Annotated in this window: 16 protein-coding genes and 1 pseudogene; 4 read left to right on the top strand and 13 right to left on the bottom strand. The window is 54.8% G+C overall.

Annotation, left to right across the window (positions count from 1 at the left end; all coding sequences use genetic code 11):
* Positions 1–105: 105 nt before the first annotated feature.
* The 8 genes from nrdF to EGX79_03170 form a co-directional block, all read right to left on the bottom strand.
* Positions 106–1,122 (bottom strand): class 1b ribonucleoside-diphosphate reductase subunit beta, encoded by a 1,017-nt coding sequence (nrdF, locus tag EGX79_03205; protein ID AYX81278.1) that lies wholly within the window; start codon positions 1,120–1,122, stop codon positions 106–108.
* Positions 1,123–1,459: 337 nt separating this feature from the next.
* Positions 1,460–2,905, bottom strand: coding sequence for an MFS transporter (locus tag EGX79_03200; GenBank protein AYX81277.1), 1,446 nt, complete (start codon positions 2,903–2,905; stop codon positions 1,460–1,462).
* A gap of 50 nt (positions 2,906–2,955) precedes the next feature.
* The gene (gene deoD, locus EGX79_03195) at positions 2,956–3,681 is read right to left on the bottom strand and encodes a purine-nucleoside phosphorylase (protein ID AYX81276.1); all 726 of its coding nucleotides are present in this window, start codon (positions 3,679–3,681) and stop codon (positions 2,956–2,958) included.
* A gap of 235 nt (positions 3,682–3,916) precedes the next feature.
* Positions 3,917–6,070 (bottom strand): class 1b ribonucleoside-diphosphate reductase subunit alpha, encoded by a 2,154-nt coding sequence (gene nrdE / locus EGX79_03190; protein ID AYX82701.1) that lies wholly within the window; start codon positions 6,068–6,070, stop codon positions 3,917–3,919.
* Between the two features lie 164 nt (positions 6,071–6,234).
* On the bottom strand, positions 6,235–6,657 hold the full coding sequence (nrdI, locus tag EGX79_03185) for a class Ib ribonucleoside-diphosphate reductase assembly flavoprotein NrdI (protein ID AYX81275.1): 423 nt from the start codon (positions 6,655–6,657) through the stop codon (positions 6,235–6,237).
* An 85-nt stretch (positions 6,658–6,742) separates the two neighbouring features.
* Entirely contained in the window at positions 6,743–6,967 is a 225-nt protein-coding gene (nrdH, locus tag EGX79_03180; protein ID AYX81274.1) for a glutaredoxin-like protein NrdH, read from the bottom strand.
* Positions 6,968–7,719: 752 nt separating this feature from the next.
* On the bottom strand, positions 7,720–7,842 hold the full coding sequence (locus EGX79_03175; protein ID AYX81273.1) for a 50S ribosomal protein L36: 123 nt from the start codon (positions 7,840–7,842) through the stop codon (positions 7,720–7,722).
* Positions 7,843–8,093: 251 nt separating this feature from the next.
* A complete protein-coding gene (locus EGX79_03170; protein ID AYX81272.1) occupies positions 8,094–9,575 on the bottom strand; it encodes a sugar porter family MFS transporter in 1,482 nt (493 codons plus the stop codon).
* A gap of 38 nt (positions 9,576–9,613) precedes the next feature.
* Between EGX79_03170 and EGX79_03165 the strand changes: the two genes are divergently transcribed.
* The gene (locus EGX79_03165) at positions 9,614–10,465 is read left to right on the top strand and encodes an ammonia-dependent NAD(+) synthetase (protein ID AYX81271.1); all 852 of its coding nucleotides are present in this window, start codon (positions 9,614–9,616) and stop codon (positions 10,463–10,465) included.
* A 51-nt stretch (positions 10,466–10,516) separates the two neighbouring features.
* On the opposite strand, the gene EGX79_03160 is transcribed toward EGX79_03165, so the two are convergent.
* Together EGX79_03160 and EGX79_03155 are read right to left on the bottom strand one after the other, a co-directional pair.
* Complete coding sequence (locus EGX79_03160; protein ID AYX81270.1) at positions 10,517–11,044, bottom strand: TetR/AcrR family transcriptional regulator; 528 nt, start codon at positions 11,042–11,044, stop codon at positions 10,517–10,519.
* Between the two features lie 247 nt (positions 11,045–11,291).
* A complete protein-coding gene (locus tag EGX79_03155; GenBank protein ID AYX81269.1) occupies positions 11,292–11,726 on the bottom strand; it encodes a pyridoxamine 5'-phosphate oxidase family protein in 435 nt (144 codons plus the stop codon).
* Between the two features lie 77 nt (positions 11,727–11,803).
* On the opposite strand from EGX79_03155, the gene EGX79_03150 reads away from it, so the two are divergent.
* Both EGX79_03150 and EGX79_03145 read left to right on the top strand, forming a co-directional pair.
* Positions 11,804–12,004: a hypothetical protein gene (locus EGX79_03150; protein ID AYX81268.1), complete on the top strand. Its 201-nt coding sequence runs from the start codon at positions 11,804–11,806 to the stop codon at positions 12,002–12,004.
* Between the two features lie 173 nt (positions 12,005–12,177).
* On the top strand, positions 12,178–13,389 hold the full coding sequence (locus tag EGX79_03145) for an IS110 family transposase (GenBank protein ID AYX81267.1): 1,212 nt from the start codon (positions 12,178–12,180) through the stop codon (positions 13,387–13,389).
* A 367-nt stretch (positions 13,390–13,756) separates the two neighbouring features.
* Here the strand turns inward: EGX79_03145 and EGX79_03140 are convergent, their stop codons facing one another.
* From EGX79_03140 to EGX79_03130, 3 genes and pseudogenes are all read right to left on the bottom strand, one after another.
* Positions 13,757–17,131 carry a tetratricopeptide repeat protein gene (locus EGX79_03140; GenBank protein ID AYX81266.1) on the bottom strand — a complete coding sequence of 1,125 codons (3,375 nt, stop codon included), beginning with the start codon at positions 17,129–17,131 and terminating at the stop codon, positions 13,757–13,759.
* Positions 17,132–17,449: 318 nt separating this feature from the next.
* Entirely contained in the window at positions 17,450–17,965 is a 516-nt protein-coding gene (locus EGX79_03135) for a hypothetical protein (protein ID AYX82700.1), read from the bottom strand.
* Between the two features lie 17 nt (positions 17,966–17,982).
* Positions 17,983–18,165 (bottom strand): annotated as a pseudogene (locus tag EGX79_03130) (recombinase family protein).
* Positions 18,166–18,328: 163 nt separating this feature from the next.
* Between EGX79_03130 and EGX79_03125 the strand changes: the two are divergent.
* Entirely contained in the window at positions 18,329–19,423 is a 1,095-nt protein-coding gene (locus EGX79_03125; GenBank protein ID AYX81265.1) for a hypothetical protein, read from the top strand.
* Positions 19,424–19,550: the final 127 nt, after the last annotated feature.

The following is a 19,550-nucleotide window of genomic DNA, read 5'->3' as shown; positions in this document are numbered from 1 at the left end:
CTAACGCCTATTTAGCAGGAACCGTCGAGGCTAGGACTACTACCCCCGTGTGTGTGCTGTCACCAGAGTGAGGCTCGATGCGGAATGTTCCCTACACCTGTGCTTTTAGAAGTCCCAGTCCTCATCCTCGGTTACTTCAGCCTTACCCATGACGTAGGAAGAGCCGGAACCCGAGAAGAAGTCGTGGTTTTCGTCAGCATTCGGCGACAGGGCCGACAGGATCGACGGCGAAACGCGAGTCTCGTCGGCCGGGAACATACCCTCATAGCCCAAGTTGTTCAGAGCCTTGTTGCCGTTGTAACGCAAGAAACGCTTGACATCCTCGGTCCAACCGAGTTCGTCGTACATCTCTTCGGTGTACTGAATCTCGTTGTCGTAGAGATCAAACATGAGGTCGAAGGTGTAATCCTTCAGCTCGTCACGTTCGGCCTGGGTCAGACGCTCCAGGTTGCGCTGGTACTTGTAACCGATGTAGTAACCGTGAACTGCCTCATCACGAATGATTAGGCGAATAATGTCCGCGGTGTTGGTCAGCTTGGCGTGGCTGGACCAGTACATCGGCAGGTAGAAGCCCGAGTAGAACAGGAAGGACTCCAGCAAAGTGGAAGCAACCTTCTTCTTCTGCGGATTATCGCCCTCGTAGTAGTCGAGGATAATCTTGGCCTTCTTCTGCAGGTACTCATTCTCCTCGCCCCAACGGAACGCATCCTGAATCTCAGGAGTCGACGCCAGCGTCTGGAAAATCGACGAGTAGCTCTTTGCGTGCACCGATTCCATGAAGGCGATATTGGTGTACACAGCTTCCTCGTGCGGAGTCAGCGCATCTGGAATGAGTGATACTGCACCTACCGTGCCCTGGATGGTGTCCAGCATGGTCAGACCAGTGAACACGCGCATCGTGGTGCGCTGCTCCAGTGCGTTGAGCGTATTCCAGCTCTTGATGTCATTCGACAGCGGCACCTTTTCCGGCAACCAGAAGTTACCGGTCAGACGATCCCAAACCTCGAGATCCTTATCATCAGGAATCGTGTTCCAGTCAATAGCCGCAACTGGGCATGCACGCGACTCTGGATTCTTCTCACGGTGGGCCGGAGTCGAGGGTGGGCAATCATCGAAACTCACGTGGAAACCTCTCCCTTTTTCATTGATATTGCCGTTTTTCGAACACACCTTATATATAAGGAACGTCCTTCACTCTTTACGAGTTCAAACAGCGACTGCAGCGGTGGCTATTCCAGCCTTGTCCCACTACAAAACGTCAGGCTCCCGATGAAAGGAGCCACTACCCTTAGCAGCTTACCCACACCCGCATTATTAAGCACGCGGCCTAGAAGAAATCGCCCCACTTGCCGAGTCTTGTTCCCGGTGCCCCTCCCCTAACCCCACGTCACACAAAGAAAAAGGTGCTTGACGACGCAATGTCCGTCGTCAAGCACCAAGCGCAAGATGTTGCGCGAGCCTAGGCGTGAACCTTCTCTCGGTTTTCCGCGGTGTCGTTGATGATGCGGTCGGAGATGACGTACACCAGCAAACCTACGACAGCCATGAGCGCGAGCAACCAAGCGATGGTAGCGGAGACCCCTTCTGCTTCAGACTGCGCGATGGAGAGGGTGCTGAAGAAGGCCGGTCGAGAATCAACAAGCATGGCCGTTAACGCGATGCCAACCGGGACGGCAATATTGATCGTCAGATTGTAGAAACCGATTGCAACACCGGACTTGGCGGCAGGAATGTTCTGCAGTGCGGTCGCGACCAACGGCGCATACATGAGCGCGAACCCTGATGGGAACAGAATCATGGAGACGATAACCGTGGCAACACCGGCCCCCGGCAGCACTGCGGGGATGAGCAACGCCACGATGATGATGCTGATGGCTGCGACAATGGCCTGCTTCGAGGGCAGGAACTTGGCAACCTTGCCAGACATTACACCGACGATGACAGCGCAGAGGTAGCCCGGCGCGAGGATATAGGCAGCACCGTCGAGGTTGATGCCATAGAGCTCGTCGACCATGTACGGCAACAGAATGGCCGAATACCCCAACTGGACCATGTAAACCACGAGCACAACAATCAGCGCGCAAACGTAGCGAGCATTGGTAAAGAACGACGGGCTGACCACGGCGTTGTCATGTGTCCGGATGTGCCAGACAAAGAGCGCGACGCCCAGCGCAGCGGCAACCAGCCACCACCATTGGAACTGCTGCATGAACAGCATCACCGCAGTGGCGATGACCGCGATGAGGAACAGGCCAAAGATATCCAGGTGACTCTTCTGCTGCTGCTCCTCCGGAACTGTCTTGATCAGGAACGGAATGGCAACAATCAGAATGAGCGAAATCAGGAACATAGCCGGCCAGGAAATGTAGGTAGCCACGATTCCCGAGGTCAACGTTCCAATCAGCAGCGCGGCTTGGAAGGCCGCGGTGGAAAAGCCGAGGTAGGTTTTCTGATCTTCTGGGCTTAGGTACTTGGTGACATAGATGACGTAGAGTGTCTCAGCCGCCGCCAGGCCCGCAGTTTGAATAATGCGGGCAGTAAGCACGATTGGCCATACTCCCTGGAAGAAATAACCCAGTAGAGAGCCCACGGCGACGAAGCCGATACCGACAATCATCAATTTGCGGATACTGATGCTGTCCGCCAATGCGGCGTACACCACCGCTCCAATGCCAATCAAGATACCGGCGAGTGTCGCCTGCAGACTGGCCGTGGAGACACTGAGGTCCAGAGATTCCGCAATCGGCTTGGTCATGAACTTAAAGCCATTGTCCAAGACCAAACAGAATACAAAGGAAAACAGCAAGACCGGGACTGCGGCCTTAGGGTTTGGCGCGGCAGCCTTGGACGCTGCGCTTTCACGGGGATTCACGTTCAAGCTGGTATTGCTGGCGGGATTGCTCATCGCACTGTACCTATTTCACACTTCAAGCCAATTGATTGCGGACCAGGACACTAGAGTCGAGCCAGCGGCAATGCCAGCTCCATCATCGTCGTGAAGGCCTTCTCACGTTCTTCCGGAGTGGTCTTTCCACCGGTGACGATGTTGTCCGACACAGTGAAGATTCCCATGGCCTCCACACCGGCCTCGGCGGCAGTGGCATAAAGGCCAGCTGATTCCATCTCCACCGCCAGCACACCCATGCGTGCCCAACGGTCGTTCACATCATCCTGGAAGTTGTAGAAAATATCGCTGGACAAGATGTTGCCGACGTGCGTAGTGATGCCCTGCTCACGGGCGCGATCGCGAACATCTTCAATCAGACGGAAAGATGCGGACGGGGCGAATGTCCCCGGCAAGTTGTACTGCGATAGAAAATTGGAGTCCGTCGACGCCGTCTGGCCGATAACCACGTCATACAGGTCCAGCTCCGGCTGCAACGCGCCGCAGGAACCGACGCGAATCAGCTTCTTGCAGCCGAAAACATGGATAAGTTCCCAGGAGTACAGCGAGATAGACGGAATGCCCATACCGGATCCCATGACGGACACTTCCTGCCCCTGGTAGGTGCCGGTAAAGCCCAACATGTTGCGAACTTCGTTGAACTGAACGACATCATCCAAATAGGTCTCCGCAATGAACTTGGCACGCAGCGGGTCACCTGGCAACAAAATGGTTTCTGCAATCGGCGCACCCTTTGGGTTGATGTGTGGTGTGCTCTTACCAGTGGTATCGGACATGGCTTCCAGCCCCTTCCCCCACTAGCCGTGGGTGAAAATTATGCGAACATTGGTGTACCACTGCCCAGGTTAATTACCTGGATTACAACCGTCAATAGTGATATTTACATTTGTTCCCAATTGGGTGGAGCGACGAAAAAGGCGCGAGAATCTCCCGGCAAAACTCGGGGAAATTCTCGCGCCTTCAATGCGCTACAACTGAAGTACTAGATGCCTAGCCCTCAAGCACGCTTGCTTAAAGCATGCAGGATACGCAACCCTCGACCTCAGTACCCTCCAGCGCAACCTGACGCAGGCGGATGTAGTACAGAGTCTTAATACCCTTGCGCCATGCGTAAATCTGCGCACGGTTGAGGTCACGAGTGCTCACCGTGTCCTTGAAGAACAAGGTCAGCGACAGTCCCTGGTCAACATACTTGGTAGCGACCGCGTAAGTGTCAATGATCTTCTCGTAGCCGATTTCGTAGGCATCCTGGAAGTACTCACGGTTGTCATTGTCCAAGTGCGGAGCCGGGTAGTAAACGCGACCAATCTTGCCCTCCTTGCGGATCTCAATCTGAGATGCAATCGGGTGAATCGACGAGGTCGAGTTGTTGATGTAGGAAATCGAACCGGTCGGCGGCACTGCCTGCAGATTGCGGTTGAACAGGCCGTACTCCATGACGTCGGCCTTCAGTTGCGCCCAGTCCTCAGCGTCCGGAATGTGCGCGGTGGAGTTCTCGAAGATCTCCTTGACGTGCTGAGTCTTCGGCTGGAACTCTGCCGGATCGAAGTTATCGAAGTACTTGCCGCTAGCGTAGTCGGAGTTCTCAAAGTTGACGAACTTCTGACCGCGCTCGCGAGCAATCTTGTTGGATGCGCGCAGGACTGCGTAGAGCACTGCTGCGAAGTAGGCGTTGGTGAAGTCCAGGCCTTCTTCCGAGCCGTACATAATCTTCTCGCGACCAAGGTAGCCGTGCAGGTTCATCTGCCCCAGGCCGATGGCGTGAGATCCGTCGTTGCCCTTGCGAATCGATGGCACCGAGTCAATAGAAGTCTGCTCACTGACCGCAGTCAGGCCACGGATGGCAGTCTCGACAGTGCGACCAAAGTCCGGCGAGTCCATGGTCATCGCAATATTCAGCGAACCAAGGTTACAGGAAATGTCCTCACCCACGTGCTCGTAGGACAGGTCCGCATTGTAGGTCGACGGGGTGTTGACCTGCAGAATCTCCGAGCAGAGGTTCGACATGTTAATGCGGCCCTCAATCGGGTTCGCGCGGTTAACCGTGTCCTCGAACATGATGTACGGGTAGCCGGACTCAAACTGAATCTCAGCGATGGTCTGGAAGAACTGACGCGCGTTGATCTTCTGCTTACGAATACGCGGGTCCTCGACCATATCCGCGTAATTCTCGGTGATGCTAATGTCCGCGAACGGCTTACCGTAGACACGCTCGACATCGTACGGGCTGAAGAGGTACATGTCGTCGTTACGCTTGGCCAGCTCGAACGTGATGTCCGGAATGACAACGCCGAGCGACAGCGACTTGATGCGAATCTTCTCGTCCGCGTTCTCACGCTTGGTATCCAGGAAGCGCATGATGTCCGGGTGGTGCGCGTGCAGGTAGACAGCGCCTGCACCCTGGCGAGCACCCAGCTGGTTAGCGTAGGAGAAGGAGTCCTCCAGCAGCTTCATAACCGGGATGACACCGGAAGACTGATTCTCGATGTGCTTAATCGGAGCGCCCTGTTCACGCAGATTGCTCAGCAGCAGCGCAACACCACCGCCGCGCTTGGACAGCTGCAGCGAGGAGTTGATGGCGCGGCCAATGGACTCCATGTTGTCCTCGATACGCAGCAGGAAGCAGCTCACCGGCTCGCCGCGCTGGGCCTTACCGGAGTTGAGGAATGTAGGAGTAGCAGGCTGGAAACGTCCGGCGATGATCTCATCAACCAGGTGCTGCGCGAGCCCCAAGTCGCCGTCGGCAAGCGTGAGTGCAACCATGCACACACGGTCTTCGTAACGCTCCAAGTAACGCTTGCCGTCGAAAGTCTTCAGCGTGTACGAGGTGTAGTACTTGTAAGCACCCAGGAAAGTCTGAAAACGGAACTTGTGGGCGTAGGCCTGCTTGAACAGTGCCTTGACGTCCTCAAATTCGTACTTCTCCAGAACCTCAGCCTCGTAGTAATGGTTCTCTACCAGGTAATCGAGCTTCTCCCGCAAGTTATGGAAGAACACAGTGTTCTGATTGACATGCTGCAAGAAGAACTGTCGCGCAGCCATGCGGTCCTTATCGAACTGAATCTTGCCGTCTTCACCGTACAGATTCAGCAGCGCATTGAGCGCGTGGTAATCCAGCTTGTCCTCGCCCACCGGCTCCGCGACCTGCTTGCCCATTTCCGACACGTTGACTCCTTTAATATTCATTTGCCTGCGCAGGGTCTGTTCAATCACTGCCCAGAGCAATCCAATCTAGCTTTTTTCCTCGCGCACCGCTTTACGACGGCTTCCGCGAGCGCACCCATTCGGTTGTCTCAGTGCCCCTTCCCTCGACACTGAGGCTAGCCAACTTAAGCGCTGGCTCTACCGTGGAAGAACTCCTCTAGCCCTTCTCGGACTCGCTGCACATCATGGTCGGTTCCCATCAGCTCGAAGCGATATAGATATGGAACCTTGCACTTGTAGGAGATGACATCCCCTGCTTTACAGAAGTCCTCACCGAAGTTGAGATTGCCGGCAGCAATCACACCTCGGATGAAAGAGCGGTTGTGCTCATTATTAAGAAATTTGATGACCTGCGGAGGAACTGGCCTTGAGTTACCGCCGCTGATGGAAACGCCACCACCATAAGTCGGACAAATGAGGACATAGGGCTCATCAACGATAAGCTCCGGCTCATTACGACGGATGGGAATGCGGGCATTTTTGATACCTAGCTTTTCAACAAACTTGTGTGTATTCCCCGTCGCCGAGGAGAAATACACCACCAGCATGAGAGCTTCACCCTTTACATCGCAAAACCCCCGAAATCTCCGTTTCCTGTGCGGTTAACGAAATCTGCGGGGAGGTGTGTGATTCTTACGCTGCCTGGAGAGCCTTGATGCGATCCGGACGGAAACCCGACCAGGTCTCAGTGCCAGTGTCAACGACCGGCGCCTGGAGGTGACCGAGAGCCATGACGTAGTCCCGAGCCTCATCGTCCATGGTGATGTCGACGATATCGTAGGCAATTCCAGCCTTATCGAGGGCACGAGTGGTAGCGCGGCACTGGACACATGCAGGCTTGCTGTAAACGGTAACCATGACTCTCACAAACTTTCTGGCTTTGGGTAAGACCAATGAATCGGATCGACTTCGTACAAACAACGGAAGCGGCCGAGGAATCAGCGGATTGGTTGAATGACCGAAAGCTCCCAGGGTTCATGAGAAACCGAGTACGGGTGGCAGACAGGTCCTTTTAGCTCTCCTTGACTCGACATCGAAAACACTACACTTGGTGCCTAGAAAACTCTAGTCATACTAGATGTAGTACTCACAACCATGGTATTCCCTGTTCGGAGATCTCTGGCGCACAAGATGTTGTACACAGACGCACCACAACCTTGTAATTTCACGCTAAAAATTCTAGAAAATCGTAGAAAAACAACTATCGGTCCATTTTGGTTAAACCAATTACTGCAAGACGCCCCGCAGCCGACCACACCGATTCCAGGCGCCGCAGTGTCCCCGCCCTGCCCCTGTCCCTCCCCTACCCAACTTCGGATTCCGCAGCGATCTCAAAAATCGCGGGCTGCACATGTGAACATGGGCTGCACAAGTGAAACTGTGTAAGTTTATGACACTTTCAAGCCATTTTTCGAGCCATTTCTGTCATAAACGTAGTCAGTAACTTCCATCGCCCCACCGCCGCCAGCCATAAACGCAGTAACCGCCTGAACCTCCCCTCCCTAAAAACCAAAAACCGCAACCTTTAGCCACAGTAAAACTGCGACTTCAGATTGCGGTTTTGGCAATAAATGAGGAAGCTATTTGCTTCGCGCTAGCCTAAATAAGGCTTAGCCCTGGCGGGCCTTGAAGCGCGGCTCCTTCTTGTTGATCACGTAGACCTTGCCACGACGGCGCACGACCTGAGCGCCCGGCTTGTTCTTCAGCGACCGAAGGGACTTGCGGACCTTCATTCGGGCGCTCCTTTCTACTCGGCTCCGAAACGGGAATGTGCACACTGCACTCTCCCCGGACAATCACCCCAGTGACTGCCTGGCAACGCACCCTTCCTGATAATCCGAAGAAATATCAAAGAGTATGCGTTACGACACGAGTTGCCATACTACCTAATAAGCGGAATAACTCCAAAAATCCGGGGGAAACATGTCCTTTGACGGTCAACCCCAAGATTGCAACTCCCCACGTTGCAACTGCCTCCGCTTCTCTATTTGGCAGCGGCAATCATGTACTCGCGGACCTCGGCAAGTGTCTTGCCAGAAGTCTCCGGCACCGCCTTGATGGTGAATACCAGCGCAATCGCACCCGTGATGGCAAAGAAGAAGAATGACCACGCACCACCGACAGCATCCACCATCGGGAGAAATGCCTGCGCCACAAACCAGTTCGCAACCCAGAGCGCGAGCCCTGCCAGCCCCATACCCAGGCCACGGGCTTCTGTCGGGACAATCTCGGAAATCAGGAGCCAGGTCGCCACCGACACAGCCGCCTGCTGAAATACGATAAATACAGTCATCAGCAGAAGCGACATCATGGCACCCGTCGAAGAGTTACTCGACAGGCCATAGACGGGCGCCAGCACGAGCAGCGAGCTTGCACAGCCCACCAAACCGATAATCAGCATTCGCCGGCGACCAACGCGGTCAATAATGCTCATACCGATTGCACACGAGATCACCGAGGCGATACCGATGATGATGGAGGTGTAGACAGAGCTTTCCGTCGACAAGCCAACCTTGTTCATCATCGTCGGCGCGAAATACATAATCGCGTTCGCACCCGTGACCTGCTGCGTCACGCCAATCAGCATCGCAATGATGACGGTGCGTCGCACCCACGGGGTTTTCACAGCCAGACGCTCTGCTGCACGCTGATCGGCGCTTGACGACGCCTCACCAACGGCAACCTCAGCCAAGGTCGCCTCATCTCCCTGCATCTGACGCAGCACGGCCAGCGCCTTGCCCTCCTGTCCTCGACGGACGAGGTAGGCCGGTGTGTCCGGCAGAACCAGCATGCCGATGAGCAGCACGATGCCGGGGACAGCGCCGAATCCAAGCATGAGTCGCCAGTTACCGGAGGAGGCTAGGGCGGAGTTGGTGAGGAACGCCACCAGCTGACCAATCACGATCATCAGCGAGTTCAGGCTGACCAGGCGTCCACGCACATGCGGTGGTGCCATTTCGGAGATGTACATCGGTACGACGATGGAAACACCACCGATACAGACGCCGAGCAAAGTACGCGCAGCACCCAGCGAAAAAGCACTGGTAGCGAAAGCGCACCAGATACTGCCGATGATGAAGCCGACCGCTCCGAGCAGGATGGTGCCACGGCGCCCCAGGGAGTCCGCTACGCGACCGCCCAGGAACGCACCGATAGCCGCACCGACCAAGAGCATGGCGGTGACAGTGGACTCCTGTCCTGGAGTCAGCTCAAAAGAGCGCTGGATATACAGCAGCGCGCCCGAGATGACACCGGTGTCGTAACCAAAGAGGAGGCCGCCCAGAGCGGCGATGATAGCCACGGCTATCGACCGAGATGTGGTGGTTTCCCGGTTCGGTCCAGTCTTATTCTGTTCGGTTGTACTCACGCTGGAAATCTTGCCACCGTCCAGGCAAAGACCCCCTATCCGAACAGCACTTACTCGATAAAGATGAGAGTTTTGGCACTCTTCTGGCAGGAAAATCATCCCTTTTCCCATCCGGAACTAGCGGTAGAGTGAGGCTCATGACACCAGTAGGCACACAGGATTTCCCGCATCCCCTCCAGTCGGAGATTATTAACGACCTCCACGTCCAGCCCACCATCAATGCCGCCGAGGAAATCAGCCGCCGAGTCGATTTTCTCTGCGATTATTTCCGCACCGCGCACGCCAAGGGATTCGTGCTCGGAATTTCTGGCGGCCAAGACTCCACGCTGGCCGGGCGTCTAGCGCAGTTGGCCGTCGAAAAGCTTCGCGACGGCGGTGAGGATGCCACTTTCATTGCCATTCGCCTCCCCCACGGCGTGCAGGCCGATGAGGACGACGCACAGGTGGCACTGCAATTCATTCAGCCTGACCAAAGGCTAACTATCGATATCGCACCGGCCACTGCTGCGATGACCGCCCAGGTCACTGATGCCCTGGCCGGCAGCGCTATCAGCGACTTCAACAAGGGAAATATTAAGGCCCGCATGCGAATGATTGCCCAGTACGCAGTGGCGGGTGTTGACGGCGCTTTGGTCATCGGCACAGATCACGCCGCGGAGGCGGTCACCGGCTTCTACACCAAGCACGGCGACGGCGCCTGCGACCTCGTTCCGCTGCAGGGGCTGAGCAAGCGCCAGGGCGCGGCCTTACTCCGTCACCTCGGCGCACCAGCCAGTACGTGGGAGAAGGTGCCGACGGCCGACCTGGAAGAAGACCGCCCTGCGCTTCCCGACGAAGTTGCGCTCGGGGTGACCTATACCGCCATCGACGACTACCTCGAAGGCAAGGCCGTCTCAGATGAGGATGCCGCGCGAATCGAGTATCTCTACTCCATTTCCCGGCACAAGCGAGCCGTCCCTCCCGGACCGGCCGATTCCTGGTGGCGCTAGGCTACTGCCCCGGGCCACCGATCCAGCGTCCCGGACAGAGCAGCAAACCCCTTAAGAGAAGGCCTCCGCGCCAGCGTCCCAAATAGCCCCAACTGCGGCCAAGCTGTCTGCCGCACCGGCTTCAGCGCTGGGTTCCAGCGCAGGTGAACCATCCTGGACGAGCTCGGCGGTCACCAAACCGTGGGCGAACGCCCACATAGCCAATCCCTTAGGCTCATCGCCGGCAACCTTAATGAATGCATCGCGAATCCAGGCATCCAACGACGAAGGCGAGACGACATTCACGAAATTAGTGCGACTCATCAGCCGGTAACCATGCGGATCGTCGAGAACTGCCTGGCGGTACGCCTGCAGCAGAGACGCCGAAGTGCATTCCTCATCAATGGCAGCATGAATACGCTTGCCCAGATTCTCGAGGCTCTCGGTCAACAACAGCTGAAGGAGCTCTTCTTTACCGCTGATGTGCTTGTACAGCGATGGCGCCTTCACATCGAGCCGCGCCGCTAGGCGGCGCATGCTGATAGCACTCCAGCCCGATTCGCGCAGCATCGCGCGCGCTTCATCTACGATCTTCTGCATACGTGGAGACTGCCTGCGCACATCGGGCTGCGCTGGCACCCCATCGGTCGATTCTATGGTGCACGTCACATTTGCGACTGTAACGGGTTGAATCTCACTTAGGGCGCTTTTGGGTAATTTAACCCAACAATTTTTAAAAAACAGCTAACGGCGGTGCTCAGTCACTAAAAGCTGCCTTTGCACGCTACAAGCTTTGCTTCACGACGGAGCCCCCACCGTCGTAAAGCAAAAGTGCCGTATGCCACCGCTACACTTCGTAGCGATTCGGCTCCTCCCCGAGGTGGAAATGGCGACCCGAAACATCGTTCGGGGTAATGCGCACGTAGTTGTACTTTAACGTCGGCAGCCAGGGCTTCAGCGGCAGCTCATCTGCAGCGTTAATATCCGCGCGGGAGGTGAGAACCTCTGCGTCACCCTTTACGATGACCGACCAGGCCTTCTGAGCATCCTTGTCAACAAAGTCGGCCTCAAAAAGAACATCGTGGTTCAGAGAAACAGTAAAGAGCTTCGACCCCTCGGCAGTGCGGAAGTAAATGCTTCCCTCATGAACGACGTAGTTCAGCGGGAAAAGGTCCATATCGTCTTTACGACGAACAACCAGTCGCCCAAAAGTCTGCGTAGCCAGCAGCTCAAGGGATTCTTCGGTGGACAGTTTCTGAATAACGGAGTCGTTGTTTGCCATACCCCCAGTATTCCACCGTTCAGACAAAGTTGCTACAGCCATACGGATTACCAATCACTGAGGTAAATCGCAGACGCATGGCACGAGAACAACTCACGGCCAGGGTTTCCCCATTCATCGACTTCTACCGCGCCCCATCCCGGCAGGCAGCCCCCCGGCACACTTTTGTCGTTTACCTTCCCCTAATTTTCCCTTTCCCCCTCCCTCCCCGTTACCTTGTGAGTGTCCCCGATAATGGGGATAGTCGCTGGTCCCGGTATGGCTTACCTGCCCTGTAGTTTCCATAATCCGGGGGGGTGTTGCCGCCGGGTGCCAGGACTTTCGATGACAGCTGATAGGGACACGGCCAGTTTTAAACTAGGTCTCTTTGTAACGTGGGTGCTTGCAACGAAGGTCATGACACCAGCGACTGGAACAACGCCATACCCATCTCGTTTTCTAGGAGCTCATCATGTCTCCGGAGCATTCCATCGACATATTCCTTGGGTTAGACGTCGGCAAATCTGAACACCACGCCTGCGCCTTAGACCGTGATGGCAACAAGGTCTTCGACAAACCGTTGCCTCAACTCGAATCCGAACTAGCAGGCGTTTTTCACCAGCTTCAGAAGCTTGGCACCGTGCTCGTGATCGTCGACCAACCCAACACCATCGGCGCACTACCGATTGCTGTAGCCCGGGACTGCGGTTGCGAAGTCGGATACCTGCCAGGTCTTGCGATGCGCAAAGCTGCAGATCTCTATCCGGGACGTGCAAAAACAGACAAACGCGACGCATTCATCATCGCCGACACCGCCCGCACAATGCCCCACACGCTACGTGCCGTCGACCGCAATGATGAGGTACTCTCCGCCCTAAAGATGCTGTCCGGCTTCGATGATGACATCGCCCGCGATTGCACTCGCACTGTCAATCGGCTTCGCAGTGTCCTCACCCAGATCTACCCCAGCCTGGAACGAGTTTTTGCTGGTAGCACCCTGACTCGCACGCCGATCCTGGAATTATTGATCCATTACAAGGGACCGCAGGGGCTAAAAAGAGCCGGATACCAACGAGTGTTGAACTGGATGATCAAGCGCACACGTAAAGACCCCACCCCGCTGGTAGACGACATTTTTACAGCGCTGAAAGCTCAAACAGTCACCGTGCCTGGAAGCGATGCCGCCGAGTTAGTAATTCCTCAACTGGCTGCAAACATCCAGGCCCTCAAAGAGCAACGAAACACCATTGCTGAGCAGGTTGAAGAGATGCTCGCTGATTTCCCTCTTTGTGAGGTCTTGATGAGTATGCCCGGAGTCGGCATCAAGACCGCAGCGCAGATCCTTCTTGCGATCGGTGATGGCTCCGACTTCGCTAGTGCTGGCCACTTAGCTGCTTATGCTGGAATAGCACCCGTGACTAGACGATCCGGTTCGTCGATCAGAGGTGAATTCCCGGCACGGTCAGGCAATAAACGACTGAAAAACGCCTTGTTCTACTCCGCATTCGCAGTTATCCGCAGCCACGAACCGTCACGGCGGTATTACGAACGCAAACGCGCTGAAGGAAAACGCCACAACGCAGCAGTCATCTGCCTGGCACGACGCCGATGCAATGTCATCTACGCGATGCTGAAAAACAAGGAGTTCTTCCGCGAAATCCCGCCACGCCCCGTCGCCGCATAAAGCCCCAAAGACGAAGCCGACCAGCACACGCTGGCCGGCTCCTAGGCACGCCTAAGAAACTACTCCCAAGACTGTGCTCGTCAACATCGGTCTGGCACTTGACAAAAACATAGGGACACCCCCCCCCGGGGTGAAGGATAAAAAGTGTGCCCGCATCAGCAGTGGGAGTTGGGCATAAGAAATTCCCCCGGTCAAACGACCGGGGGAATTTGTTCCTTGTTACTTAGACGCTCATTTTGATACAAGACTCTGGGTGGGTGCATGGAGCAGCAAGGTGGGTGCAGTTGGCGCGAGGGTGGGTGCACAATCGACCTTTCCCAGGCACGCGGGGCTGTCAGCTCTAAACGGTGCCGACTAGCAACAGATGTCAACTAGAGATGAGTCCCGACAGAATCTGCTCGAGGAACCGTACGTTGACGTTCCCTAAGTTCTCAGGGGTTTCATTACTAAGTTGCCCCATGAGGCCAACTGCTCGCTCTTTGTTTGTTTCAAAGACATCACGGATATCAGAGGTGAGCTTAAGGGAAATGAGCATGCCCATCATATTGATAGAGATCGCCAGCATTCTCGAAGCCATTTCTACCACTGCTTTGTCAGGTGGTATGTCGCCGGTCTGCCTTGCCTTCGAGAAGAACAACTTCACGAATTTATCGGCAGTTCCGAACGCTTTGTCTGCCTCGTCAATATTGCCAAGCCTCCAGTAGCATGACCCCAAGTTCATGTAGGCACGGCTGAGGATACCTAGATACAAGGCCCAGTGTTCCGGTATTTGGTCAAAGATCCTTTCGGTATCGCGAATCACAGCTACCTGATTGGCGATTTTGGGGAACTCTCTCCCGCCTTCGATGAACCAAAGTGGGTCACTGTCTACTCCAGTTCCGCTCAGGCGTCCGAAACGACCGTTCTTCTCTTGCACCAGAGGGTAGAAGTCAATATATTCCATTTCACTGTTTAGTTCACGCAATCGTGCATCGACCAAATCGATAAGTGTATATCCATTACTTGAATCAATAGTCAACGCTGCGCGTACCCTCATAAGTCGCTCAATAGCTTTAGCACCTCGCCCTTGAATTTGGTAGATCCAGGAGAGAAGGACTTCCGCTCGCACTGTGCTGCTTCCTGTAGCACCGACCGCGATGCGCGCGTTCTCTGTCAACGTTTCCAAAACAGACCGCGCCTCATCGAATTGCTCGAGTTGAAGCAACGCGTATCCAAGCTGGTGCGCGGCACGCAGGCCCAGTGGATCATAGGCTCCGTGGTGCCGATGGACGATGGAAAAGCAGGCAGATAGCCATTGCTGAGCATCGGCGAACCTCTTCTCGTTGAGAGCAATGCCTCCCGCCCAGATATACATATCGGCCCGGAGAGTTGCATGATTTCTCGACTCTGGGATTCTCCCATCCAAGTCACGGAACGCCTGCTCGACATCCGTAATCTGATTGGCATAATATCCAAAAACGATCACATCCGCTTCCACCTCGAGCGCAGCAGGCGAATCCTCGCCGACTGCTTTTCGGATTCTTGCTAGAAGTGCTTTCCCTTGGTCAAAGGCTTCATCGCTAGAGGAATTTCGTGCATTCACCGCCCTAAGTCGCTTCATCTGAAGCATGAGAGTCTTAGGAGAATCCTCCCCGAAAATCTCTGTCGCCGCACCGATACCTTCCTCGTAAAATTCGATGGCATCCTCGTATGCCCAATTCTCGAAGGCTACATCTCCCTTTAGCGTTACCAACGGGATGTATACAGCTTCCACAACATCCGCTGAAACTGGTTCGTCCGAGTACCTTTCTAAGAGCATCGCTGTGATGTGCATCAGGACTGGCATGGCTTCCAGCGGGTCTCCGCTCCTCAGCAGGAGTCTCGCGTGGAGGAGCTTGACCACCAATGTGTCAGGATGGTTTTGTCCATCCAATTTAATCTGTAACGGTAGAAGCTTCGAAAGGATCGCTTCGGCATCAGTAAACTCAGACATTGCGTAATAACAATCCGCAATTTGCCTGAGCACGAAAATCTGATCGCGTACGTCAGCGTCCCCGCCAAGAGCGCCAAGAGCAAAGTTGAAATGCTCGATCGCCTTTGAAAAATCAAATGCCGCTATGTTGCGTCTCGCAACGTGGATGTGCGCCGCCGCTGTTGTGAGAGGTAGCCCCTCCCCACCGAAGGTAAGATACCAGTCCACCACTGCATCTACTTGAGAGCTGCTGGGGAGATCGAGATGCTCACGCTGATCATCAAGCCAATGTGTGCAAGCTTGTTGCGCGAATCTTTGTGCATGCTTCTTTAAGGTGGACCGGTCTTGAACGGTTTTCCTCACGTGTCGGGTCAACAAGGGATCGGCGAAGTGGGCTACCTCTGTTGATCCCTTGCACCATCCGATGGGATTTCGAGCTTTATTAATCGCATCGTGAGCGCTTTCCGGTGACTCTTGGTAAATCTCGTTGATGACCTCGGCGATGACTGTCGGCACGAATCGATTAAGTATGTCCTGAGCTGGATCTGAGGGGTTTCCTGCGACCGCTGCCGTCAGCGCGTTTCTCACACCTTCAGGCAGAGCCTTCCAGCGGCTCTCGACTACTCGTTCGACACTGTCTGGTAGCTTGAAATCATCGGAAAGAAGAATTTTGTGACCTGATAGTCGAATCTCAATCGCAACGTTGGGGTCGGTAATCCAAAGAAGGAGAAACAATGGCGTATTAAGTTTCTCCACCACCTGTTTCGCAACGTCGGCAGACGTTTCTGGGGCATAGCGCAATAGGAGTTCGACGAGTGAGTTCTCCTTGAGAGAAGGGACATCCACATCAATAAGTTGCGCTTGAACATCCGAGTTTTCTTGCATGTCTGAATGCCATTGTTCGAAGTCGTCCTCGACCATTCCCTCAGGCCAGGCAGTACCAATCACCATCACGGGCCGCTTCAGGTCAGGCTCGCTGAGCACTGTCAGAAGCGAACGGAGTTCCGGCCCCATCAGGTGCATATCCTCGATGACGACAATTCCGGGGAGGCCTTTTGCAGTCAAGGATCGAATGGCTTCAGCTAGTTCCGCACCAGCGTCCTTCTTCGACTTGAGGTGCTGTTCCCCCATGTATACGTCTCGGTGAAGATTCTTCGAGTTCTTTCGTCTCTTGCCAAACCAACGAAATACATCGCCTAGCCACGATGTGAGAGTAGCTGGAAGCGGAATACCGATACTCAACGCTTCAAGAGAATACTCAAGCAATGTATCGGCTGCATCAGCCTGCAAGTCCTTGCGGACCCGAGGAACTACTTCAGAGAGCACTTTCCCAGCACGAGCGAGAGCTCCAGAGGCATCCCACCACGCCAACGACAAGGGGGCCAGGTGGGTCGCCATCTGTTTCTTACCCGTTGCCACGACATCGAGTTTTTGGTTGTTCCGCAGCTCTTGACAATTGAATGACCACCAACCAAACGTCGGGAGCGTGTCTTCCTTCCAAATGAAGGAATCCAAATCAGGGGAAAGAACCGCGCGGCCTCGTAGTGGGTCGGCTTCACCATCTGCGAAAGTCAGCTCGGGCCAGTATTGCCCATATCCGTCCTTGGATTTTTCCGCCTTATCCAAGCGAAGTAACTCGTAAAGGCGCTGAATGATAGCTGTCTTCCCAACACCGGATGCCCCCCGAAGCATCAAAACAATAGGACCGTCATAGCAACCGCCGGAAAGAGCCTTCACCCGATCATGCAGGTCTCGCGCGATCGATTCGTGTTGTCCAAGGAGCTCAGGCACCCTAGTTCCTCCCACAAAAAACGCATGGCCCAAAACCACAGTCACGTGACGTCACCGTCAAGATAAGGAGACCTAGAATAATCGCCATGTCAACTGCCAAGCTACATTCCATTCTCACCGAACATCGAGTGCTTCTCAACCGATCCTCTGAAACTGGCATCCTTAAACCCGATTCTGAGGGTGCCGTCCGTGTCGACCTCGGCGTGGTCGACGAGGGTGTTCCATGCTTGGTCGCTGTATTCGAGGGGTGGCTGGGTGGTGAGGAAGTCACGGACTTCTACGGCCTGGGCGCGGCGGCGACGCAGATCGTCAATCTGTTCAGTGATGTGCTGGTATTGGTTCTCCAGCTCGCTGTGCCGGGCTTCGAGTTGATGGTAGCGGTAGGTCGTAGTCGTCAGGGTCATGGGCTGTTGCCGCTGCAGACGCGATGAGTTGGTTCATCAGCGTAAGGGTTTCTTCGATCCGCTCTGTTAGGTCGGCCTGCTGGGTTTCCAACTCGTGGGTGTTGTAGACCGTTTCATCGAGCAGACGCATGGTGTCATCGGGCACGGCGTGGTCGGTGACGCGCCCGGTCAGGGCTTTGACGAAGGCTTCTTTGATTTGGTCGTCAGTGACGTGGGGCGTGGCGCAACGGTGAGTTTTCTTGTATTTGTTGTTGCAGCGCCAGATATGGTGGCGGCATTTGCTAGTGGAGTGCCAAACTTTCCGTCCAAACCAGCCGCCGCAGTCGGAGCACTTGATGCGGTTGGCGAACGGGTTGCTGTTGGCGGTTCCCCGGCCTGCGCGGCGTGCAATCCCTGCTTGAACGGCGTCCCAGGTAGCGGGATTGATGATGGGTTCGTGGTTACCGGTTACGTAGTACTGAGGACTTCGCCTTCGTTGACTTTCATGGTTTTGGTCAGAAAGTCAGTGGTGAAGCTCTTTTGCAACAGCGCATCGCCTTTGTATTTCTCATTGACAAGAATCGACCGCACAGTGGAGGGCGGCCACACTGTCTTGTCGCGCGGGGTGGCGATTCCATCGGCTGTGAGTTCGAGAGTGTCCGATAGTTTGTGTGCGGGGGTTTGGTTTACAAGTAGTCTGCGAATCGGTCTGGGTATGCCACGGCTAGTTGGTTGATGGCTTGTTTCCACCCGGTGGCTTTCGCTCCTTCAATATGGCAGTCACACTCAACGCAAACTTGGCAACGTCGTCCCAATGACTCGAATCGCAAGAGATTTAGCAAGGACACTCGTTGCAACTAATGTCAACTACTCAACTACATTCAAGCCTCATGAAGTTTCCGAGCTAAAGAAACATTATAATATTTACCTACGCGCCTACATTGAATTAATACTGGCTACTGAGCATGAACTCCGTCAGGCATGGGCTCTCTCTAAAACATTTACATTTCTTGAAAAAGATGATGACAACAGCGCGATAGAGTCCCTGAGTACGAGCCTAATTCAGGCCATTGCCACTTTCCAGGTACGCGGCAGCTTTACTGCATCACTAGGTCACGTGAACGAGGCTACGCTGAGAGAGAAGCTGCTCCTACTAGGGCTTGTTGCTGATGTTGACTTTAACCGAAATGATGTCGATGTTTCAGCAATACTATCTGCTACCGAACCAGAAGAGGTCAGCGCCCCAGAAGATGTGCCAGTAGGCAAAGTGCGTGCTTACGACTTCATCCTGCCCTTCCGAGTCCCTGGCTGGGGAGAGAAACCTCGCCTTTTTATTCAGTCTCAGTTCTATGAGGGCGACAGCGGAAGCGTCTCGCACAAGGTCGTCGATCAGACTAGTAGTTCCCGGATACAAACCCGAGAAAGTTACCCAAACTCGGCATTTCTCGAATACCTTGACGGCGCAGGGTACGCAGGCGCTTTGCGTGGCGATCTTGGACACATGCTTAAGTTTGAATCCACTGAGGATTTCATACAAGTAAAGTCCATTTTGGTGCGCCTACGTAGGGCACTTCAGCAGATCGGCTTCCTGACGCCTCTCGAAATCGAGCACGCGGTGCTGCTCTCACCAGACGGGGATCTACAAGGAGTCCGGCAGTACTTGGAGAACGACGGTTATTCTCCCGACGAGATCACTCGAGCTATTCAATCTGCAATTGTCGGTGGAAACATCCACAGCGAAGAAAACCGGCTCACCATTGCGCCAGAGAGGTTACCGATCGCACGTGCCCGCCTTCTCCTAGATCTTGTCGTTCTTTCGGCGCAGCTCCTTAATGTTCCACATGAGGACGCAGAAACAGTCTATATAGTCCCTGGGTACGGAGCCGACTTTGGCTGTACCCCAAGGTGAGCTGGTGCAGATGGTTGACCAAGCTGGTGCAAGCACCTTGTGGCCCGACGAAGCAACCCTTCAAGATGATCTTGAGTGGCTATTAGTCGAGCAAACGATTAGTAAGCGCCCAATCGATAACGAGTAG

It is taken from the genome of Corynebacterium jeikeium (assembly GCA_003955985.1).
GTDB lineage: Bacteria > Actinomycetota > Actinomycetes > Mycobacteriales > Mycobacteriaceae > Corynebacterium > Corynebacterium jeikeium_D.
This window is presented reverse-complemented; position numbering and strand designations above follow the sequence as displayed.